This window comes from Ilyobacter sp., from assembly GCF_041583315.1.
Taxonomy (GTDB): Bacteria; Fusobacteriota; Fusobacteriia; order Fusobacteriales; family Fusobacteriaceae; genus Ilyobacter.
The window spans coordinates 1-6,786 of sequence record NZ_JBFHGC010000094.1; the positions used below are offsets into that span (position 1 = coordinate 1).

General features: G+C 40.1%; 6 protein-coding genes and 1 pseudogene. All 7 read left to right on the forward strand.

The annotated features are described in order from the left end of the window. A partial coding sequence (locus ABZA26_RS04790; RefSeq protein WP_372713378.1) for a lyase family protein occupies nucleotides 1–1,075 on the forward strand: 1,075 nt, incomplete at its 5' end. Between the two features lie 398 nt (nucleotides 1,076–1,473). Continuing rightward, nucleotides 1,474–2,262 (forward strand): CoB--CoM heterodisulfide reductase iron-sulfur subunit B family protein, encoded by a 789-nt coding sequence (locus tag ABZA26_RS04795; RefSeq protein WP_372713379.1) that lies wholly within the window; start codon nucleotides 1,474–1,476, stop codon nucleotides 2,260–2,262. A 19-nt stretch (nucleotides 2,263–2,281) separates the two neighbouring features. Further along, nucleotides 2,282–2,701, forward strand: a complete 420-nt coding sequence (locus tag ABZA26_RS04800; protein WP_372713380.1) for a 4Fe-4S dicluster domain-containing protein — start codon at nucleotides 2,282–2,284, stop codon at nucleotides 2,699–2,701. A gap of 51 nt (nucleotides 2,702–2,752) precedes the next feature. Further along, nucleotides 2,753–4,738, forward strand: a complete 1,986-nt coding sequence (locus tag ABZA26_RS04805; RefSeq protein WP_372713381.1) for a 4Fe-4S binding protein — start codon at nucleotides 2,753–2,755, stop codon at nucleotides 4,736–4,738. After that, the gene (locus ABZA26_RS04810) at nucleotides 4,729–5,160 is read left to right on the forward strand and encodes a hydrogenase iron-sulfur subunit (protein ID WP_013388981.1); all 432 of its coding nucleotides are present in this window, start codon (nucleotides 4,729–4,731) and stop codon (nucleotides 5,158–5,160) included. The genes ABZA26_RS04805 and ABZA26_RS04810 overlap by 10 nt, the downstream gene beginning before the upstream one ends. Beyond that, on the forward strand, nucleotides 5,148–6,122 hold the full coding sequence (locus ABZA26_RS04815) for a 4Fe-4S dicluster domain-containing protein (protein ID WP_372713382.1): 975 nt from the start codon (nucleotides 5,148–5,150) through the stop codon (nucleotides 6,120–6,122). Before ABZA26_RS04810 ends, ABZA26_RS04815 begins: the two co-directional genes overlap by 13 nt. Next, nucleotides 6,122–6,786 (forward strand): annotated as a pseudogene (locus ABZA26_RS04820) (4Fe-4S ferredoxin); the annotation flags it as partial. The gene ABZA26_RS04815 and the pseudogene ABZA26_RS04820, both read left to right, overlap by 1 nt.

Below are 6,786 nucleotides of genomic sequence, written 5' to 3' on the forward strand. Positions count from 1 at the left end.
CAACGAGATACTTGGTGGAGAGAAAGGGGTCTATGACCTGGTACATCCAAATGATCACGTGAACTACTGTCAGTCGACAAATGATGTGATACCGACAACTGGAAAGCTGACAATTTTGAGAATGAGCATGGAACTTTTGGTGAGTCTTGAAAACCTATATGACGCCCTTATGGAAAAATCAAAAGAGTTTGACAGCGTTATCAAAATGGGAAGAACTCATCTTCAGGATGCAATTCCTATCAGATTAGGTCAGGAATTTAAGGCCTACGCCCTTCCAATAAAAAGAGATATAAACAGGATTAAATCTGTTTTGGAAGATTTTAAATATGTAAATATGGGAGCTACAGCTGTAGGTACAGGCCTAAATGCTGATGTGAGCTATGTGAAAAGTGTTGTGAGATTTTTGTCAGAAGTCAGCGGAATAGAGCTTGTACAGTCAGAAGACCTTGTAGACGGCACCAGAAATTTAGATGTATTTGTATGGATGTCATCGGCTTTAAAAATTTGTGCAGTAAATCTTTCTAAAATGGTAAATGATCTGAGACTAATGGCTTCCGGACCTACTGCAGGTTTTAATGAGATAAACCTTCCTCAGATGCAGCCAGGTTCTTCAATAATGCCGGGAAAAGTGAATCCGGTTATTCTAGAAGTGGTAAATCAGGTATCCTTTCAGGTATTTGGAAATGATCTCACCATAACAAAGGCGGCAGAAGCCGGGCAACTTGAGCTCAATGTATTTGAACCTGTTCTTTTCTTTAACCTGTTTCAGTCTGTGGAGATTCTGAAAAACGGAGTAGATACACTGGTTGAAAACTGTATAGAGGGAATAACTGCAAATGAAGCAAGATGCAAGAAGATGGTGGATGACAGCATAGGTATTCTAACGGCTCTTAATCCTCATATCGGATACAAAAATGCCTCGGATATAGCAAAACAGTCTTTAAAAGAAGGAATTCCTGTGGCTACGCTTCTTGTGAGAAACGGTCTTATCAGCCAGGCAGATATAGATGTCATATTGAATCCTTTTAATATGACTAATCCCGGAATATCTGGAAAGGAACTTTTAGCGAGATAAAAGATATATTTTTTCAAGAAAAATTAAAAGTCCCAGCCTAAAGTAATTTGGCTGGGACTTTTAATAGAAGGATATATTGTAATTTTTACTTTATTTAATTAAAAAAGTGATTTTTTTAATTAACTAATCAAGGATGGTCTTGTATTTACTTTATAGATGAAATATAATTATGTAGTAGATGACAACAAAAAGTTTTGATTTTTTTTAAAGACCTTCAAAACGTTACAAAAATAAATTTTATTATCTGTAAATTAAAGAAATATAAAATCTTATCTTTTATCGTTTTTGATGATTAAGAACATTTTTTTGTTAAAAAAGTAACAATCTATAAAAAATTATTGTTTAAAATTTGAGAGGAGGTGAAGGTCTGGATTTAGATAAAGATCCAGATCGAGTAGATGAAGTATAGTTACTATCCTGGATGTACTTTAAAAACCAAGGCACAAGAACTTGAAAAATTTGCCCTAGATTCTGCCAGAGAGCTGGGAGTAACCCTGGATGAACAGAAAGACTGGCAGTGCTGCGGTGCTGTATATCCTATGGGAAAAGATGAAGTCGCCACAAAGCTGTCCTCAGTGAGAAGCCTTGCAGCTGCTAGGGATAAAGGGGAGAAACTGGTGACCCTATGCTCTGCATGTCACCATGTGATAAAGAGGGTCAATGATGATATGAAAAATGACTCAGCCATCAGAGAAAAGGTGAACAACTATTTAGAACTTGAAAAGAGCTACAGCGGTGAGGGAGAGGTAATACACTTCCTTGAGATGCTCCGAGATGATATAGGCTTTGATAAGCTGGCTGAGAAAGTGACAAATCCGCTGAAAGGTCGTAGAATCGGAGCCTATTATGGATGTCTTCTACTGAGGCCGAACAGAGAGATGAATTTTGATGATGCTGAAAATCCTGTCATAATTGAAAACTTCATAGCTGCCTTAGGTGCAGAACCTGTAAAATATCTTTATAGGACAGAGTGCTGCGGAGGTTATCTCGTAACAGATAATAAAGCTGTGACAGATGAGATGACTGAAAATATCGTGAGATCAGCAGCGATGAATAAGGTGGAAGAGATTGTAACTGCCTGTCCTCTCTGTAAGTACAACCTGGAGGAAAGCGGAGAAGCCGGTAATAAAAATATAGGGGTTAGTTATTTCACAGAACTTTTGGCTGAAGCCCTGGGAGTGAAATAACAATATTCAAATAGGAGGAATGAGAGTGGTAAGATCAAAGGTTGTTCCTGATAAAGATAAAAAAGAGCTGGCTGAAATACTAAAGATCAGCGGTGAGATGATAAATGACTGCATGCAGTGCGGGAAATGTACTGCAGGCTGTCCTGCAACTGCCGGAATGGATATACTTCCTCATCAGATAATAAGAGATCTCCAGCTGGGACAGGTAAAAAAAGTCATGGAGAGCAAGACTATATGGAGCTGTGCTTCATGCTTTGCATGTGCATCCCGTTGTCCGAGAAATGTAGACCTTGCAAGACTCATGGAGGCTGCACGTCTTCTAATAGTGAGAAAAAAAGGAAGTGCAAGACTAAAGCCTGAAACTGTATCTGAGCTGATGGCAGATAAAAAAATGCCTCAGCAGGCTGTAGTCAGTGCATTCCGTAAATATAACAAATAGATTCATAAGAACCCTGATTTATAGGGTGTAATCTTGTAAGGAGGTATAGCATTGCAAAGAATTGGAGTTTTTGTGTGTTGGTGCGGTTCTAATATAGCTGCCACCGTAGATGTAGAAAAGGTATCTGAAGAGATAAAAAATATGCCGGGAGTGGTCTACTCCAGCAATTATCAATATATGTGCTCTGAGGTAGGGCAGAACATGCTCAAGGATGCAGTGAAAGAACATAACCTAGACAGACTGGTGATATCTTCTTGTTCCCCGAGGATGCATGAGGTTACTTTTCGTAAGGCTGCCAAGGCTGCAGGTATAAACCCTTACCTCATAGAAGTGGCAAACATAAGAGAGCAGTGTTCATGGGTTCATAAAGATAAGGTCGCAGGAACAGAAAAAGCCATAGCTCTCACCAGAGCAGCAGTGGCTAAGGTGGCTCTGAATCAGGAACTTGTTCCAGGGGAAATAGCAGTAACAAAGAAAGCCCTTGTTATAGGAGGGGGAATAGCCGGGATACAAACAGCCCTGGATATAGCAGAGGCCGGATACATGGTAGACATTGTGGAACAGTCACCTAGTATAGGGGGTAAGATGGCTCAGATAGACAAGACTTTCCCTACGCTGGATTGTTCTGCCTGTATACTGACTCCCAAGATGGTAGATGCTGCCCAGCATCCAAACATAACCCTTCATACCTATAGTGAAATAGAAAAGGTAGGGGGATATGTGGGTAATTTCCAGGTGGATATAAGGAAAAAAGCCCGTTATGTGGACATGGATAAATGCACAGGATGCGGAGTCTGTACGGAAAAATGTCCATCCAGAAAGACAAAGAGTGAGTTTGAAGAGGGGCTATCCAACAGGGGAGCAATCTATACTCCATTTGCACAGGCAGTACCAAATGTACCTGTGATAGATGAAGAAGGATGTATAAAACTTAAAACAGGAAAATGCGGTCTCTGTGAAAAAATATGTTCTGCAGGAGCTATAAAATTTGACGATAAAGAAGAGGTAATAACTGAGAGCTACGGGGCAGTAGTAGTGGCTACCGGATATGACCTTATAAACCTTGATAAGTTTGGAGAGTATCAGTACAGCGAGCATCCAGATGTGGTAACCTCCTTAGAATTTGAGAGAATAACAAATGCTGCAGGGCCTACAAACGGTAAATTTGTACGTCCCTCTGACGGGAAGAGGCCCAAAAAAGTGGTCTTTGTCCAGTGTGTAGGATCGAGGGATAAGACTGAGAGAGGAAAATCATATTGCTCTAAAATATGCTGTATGTACACGGCGAAGCATGCAATGCTCATAAAGGAAAAATATCCGGATATAGAGGCCTATGTATTTTATATAGATGTACGTACTCCCGGGAAAAATTTTGATGAGTTTTACAGGAGAGCAGTGGAAGAATACGGTGTGAACTATATCAAAGGTATGGTAGGAAAAGTATTCCCTGAGGGAGACAAGCTGATGGTTCACGGAGTAGATACCATGAGCGGAGAAACCCTGATAATAGATGCTGACATGGTTGTACTGGCTGCAGCTACCAAGGCAAAAGATGACGCAGTTGACCTAAAAAGAAAATTAAATATAAGTACAGATTCAGACAACTTCTTTACTGAAGCTCATTCAAAACTGAAGCCGGTGGAAACTGCTTCAGCCGGAATATATCTGGCAGGAGCATGTCAGGGTCCAAAGGATATACCGGAAACAGTGGCTCAGGCAAGTGCCGCAGCGGCAAAAGCCATAGGTCTACTAAATAAGGCAAAACTTGTAAATAATCCATGTGTATCCACAGTGGATGAAGCTCTATGCAGCGGATGTCTCGCATGTACAAAAATGTGTCCTTATGATGCAATATCTTCAGAAGAGATTGAGATAAATGATCATGGTAAAATAACCAGAAAAGTGGTGGCCAAGGTAAATGAAGCTCTTTGTCAGGGATGTGGAGGATGTACTGTAACATGTCGTCCTGGAGCTATTGACCTTAAAGGATTTACAAATAAACAAATTTTAGCGGAGGTAGATGCAATATGTCAGTAGAATTTAAACCCTTGATAGTTGCCTTTTGCTGCAACTGGTGCAGTTATGCAGGGGCTGACCTAGCTGGGAATAGCAGACTGAACTATCCTGCAAATGTAAAGATAATAAGAGTTCCATGCTCATGCAGAGTCAATGCCAACTTTGTACTAAGGGCCTTTCAGAGAGGGGCAGACGGGGTAGTGATCGCAGGATGTCATCCTGGAGACTGTCATTATTCTACGGGGAACTATTATACCAGAAGACGTTTTTCCCTTGTGACCAATCTTATGGAATATATGGGTATAGAAAATGGAAGATTTAAGGTTGACTGGATATCTGCTGCAGAGGCAAATAAATTTGCAAGTGTTATGAACGAAGTTTTAGAGAACGTTCATAAACTTGGTCCGAACAGAAAGTTGAGGGATGCAAGATGGGAAAGATAGGTGAGAAGATAAGGGAAACAGCAAAACGTGCCCTTGAAAATAAAGAGGTAGATAAAATATTGGCATGGCAAAAAGGAGACTTGTGGTATGACTCATATCCTGCCTTTATTAGTAAGGTCGAGGATGCAGATTCTATCATATGGGATTCTTTTTGTGTAAATAATCTGAGCAAGTATCTTATAAAGGAACTTCAGCAGAATGATAAAGTGGGTATTTTTGTAAAGGGATGTGACTCCACCTCATTTAACCAACTGCTGAAAGACAACAGGGTAGATAGGGAAAGAGTTGTTCTCTACGGAATACCTTGTGAAGGGATGATAGACCCGGAAAAAATAAAAGATCTTGAATTGAATAAAGGATTAAAAGAAGTGTCGCGATGCGGAGATACAGTTACGTTGGTGACCAAGGACGGAGAGAAGAATATATCTGCTGAAAATGTGGAGTACGATAAATGTGCCGTGTGTCTTTATCCCAATCCCGTAGTTTATGATGAACTTATGGGAGAAAAAGTAGAAAGAGAAATAAGTATAGAGGACAGGTTCAAGGGTGTAGAAGAGATAGAGGCCATGTCTCCTGATGAACGTTATGATTTTTGGGCAGAACAGTTTAAAAAATGTATAAGATGTAATGCCTGCCGTGATATATGTCCTGCATGCAGTTGTGTAAAGTGTGTATTTGACAATGATGACGCAGATTTGGCAGGAAAAGCAAGGGTAGAGAGTGAAGATGCCTTTTTCCATATGATAAGAGCCTATCACGTGGCAGGACGTTGTGTGGATTGCGGTGAATGTGCAAGAGTATGTCCTTCGGGAATACCTCTAGACAAGCTTAATCGTAAAATAATAAAAGATATAAATGAGAATTACGGGGAATTTGATGCAGGAGCGGATTCTACAACTGCAGCCCCTCTTGTGACTTTTGAAGTTAATGACAGAGACACATTTACAAAGGGAGGGAAATGATGAAAAAAATATCAAAAGATAAATTGCCTCAGTTATGGCAAAAAATCAGTGGTGATTTTGATCTCTTTCTCCCTATTGAAAAAGATAAAACACTTAATTTTTCCATATGGGAAGAGGGAGAAAAAGTAAACCTGAAAAAACTCAGAACTAATCTTCCTCTCAAAAATATTGTTTTTCCTCAGACTGAGACCTATCTGAAATTTAAGAGTGAGGGAAAAAAACTGAGTCTTAAGAGCGTGGCTGCCCAGGGAGATAAATATGTAGTCTTCGGAGCAAGACCTTGTGACATAGCAAGTTTCAAACTTCTTGACAATATATTTTTGAGAGAACCTGTGGACACATATTATAAGGCTCACAGAGACAAAGGAACAATCATATCATTGGGGTGCAATGACCCTGAAGAAACTTGTTTTTGCGGGTCTTTCGGGATAGAACCTGGTTCTGCTCCAAAAGATGCCGATATAGCTCTGTGGGATACCGGTTCTGAACTTCTTTGGAAGTCTCAGAGTGAAAAGGGAGAGGCTCTCACCAGTAGTGTGATTGATCTTTTGGAAGATGCCGGAGAAGAGCATGAGGGGAAAGTACAAGAGATACAAAATGAGATAAAAGAGAAGATGGAAGAACTTCCTTTTTCAAAAATAGATCCTTCAAAGATAGAAGGAAC

Bases quoted from the DNA above. Each gene is read 5' to 3' on its own strand.
- ABZA26_RS04795 (WP_372713379.1), top strand. From the start codon at position 1,474: ATGAAGTATAGTTACTATCCTGGATGTACTTTAAAAACCAAGGCACAA.
- ABZA26_RS04800 (WP_372713380.1), top strand. From the start codon at position 2,282: ATGAGAGTGGTAAGATCAAAGGTTGTTCCTGATAAAGATAAAAAAGAG.
- ABZA26_RS04815 (WP_372713382.1), top strand. From the start codon at position 5,148: ATGGGAAAGATAGGTGAGAAGATAAGGGAAACAGCAAAACGTGCCCTT.
- ABZA26_RS04810 (WP_013388981.1), top strand. From the start codon at position 4,729: ATGTCAGTAGAATTTAAACCCTTGATAGTTGCCTTTTGCTGCAACTGG.